1 protein-coding gene and 1 pseudogene are annotated in these 1,029 nt (G+C 66.5%); both read left to right on the forward strand.

From position 1 onward, the window contains the following. Positions 1-415, forward strand: a 415-nt coding sequence (locus tag BIS11_RS18470) for a hypothetical protein (RefSeq protein ID WP_253586849.1), incomplete at its 5' end; no start/stop codon positions are given. A gap of 84 nt (positions 416-499) precedes the next feature. After that, a pseudogene (locus BIS11_RS18475) lies at positions 500-1,029 on the forward strand (hybrid sensor histidine kinase/response regulator); the annotation flags it as partial.

A 1,029-nucleotide genomic window follows, 5' to 3' on the forward strand; every position in this document is an offset into this window, starting at 1 on the left:
GCCCAAGTGGATCGTGCCGGTGATGGCCGGGCTTGGCATGCTGAGCTACCAGATCCACGTGGAGTACAGCTGGTTCGATCACAAGAGGGCCCAGCTGCCCGCCTCCGCCGAGGTCGTCGATACCGCCACGGGCACCGAGGTCTGGCGACCCTGGACCTTCGTCTTCCCGATGACCACGCGCTTCACGGTGCTCGACCGCGACAGCCTCTCCCGCGAGGGCAGCGTCGCCGAGTTCATGCTCTACCACTTCGAGCGCCACCACACCGACCTGGTGATTCCCAAGGCCTACGCGCTCAACTGCCAGACCCGCGAGCTGGTACCGATGGACGCCGACAGCCGCGAACCGGATCTCGCCGGCATCCGCACCCTGCGAGACGCCTCCGAGCTTTTGCACGGCGCCTGCGAAAGCACCTGAGCCACCCTGACGCCCGGGCTTGATTGACTTAAACTGGGCCACTTCAAGGGGCGGGCCCTCACGGGCTCACGGCAGGAGACAGGCATGTTCCACGGCGGGCTTCTCGTTGCGGTTTCGTTACTCTACATCGCGGTGCTGTTCGGCATTGCCTGGTTCGGCGATCGCCGCGCGCGCACCCGGGGCGCCAGCCGCCGCCGGCCACTGATCTACAGCCTGGCGCTGGCGATCTACTGCACCTCCTGGACGTTCTACGGCGCGGTGGGCCAGGCAGCCACCGCGGGGTGGTCGTTCGCCAGTATCTTCGTCGGCCCGGTGCTGACCTTCCTGCTGTTCTGGCCGGTACTGGCCAAGATGATCCGCGTGGCCAAGCACCAGAACGTCACCTCGATCGCCGACTTCATCGCCTCGCGCTACGGCAAGACCCAGTCGCTGGCCGCCTTCGCGAGCCTCGTGGCGCTGATCGGCACCCTGCCTTACATCGCCCTGCAGCTGAAGGCGGTCTCGACCACCTTCAGCGTGCTGACCGAGAACGACGCCGGGGGCGGGGCGCTGTTCAACGACACGGCCTTCTACGTGGCGATCGTCATGGCGGTGTTCGCGATCTTGTTCGGCAC

It is taken from the genome of Halomonas sp. 707D4, from assembly GCF_024158685.1.
Lineage (GTDB): Bacteria > Pseudomonadota > Gammaproteobacteria > Pseudomonadales > Halomonadaceae > Vreelandella.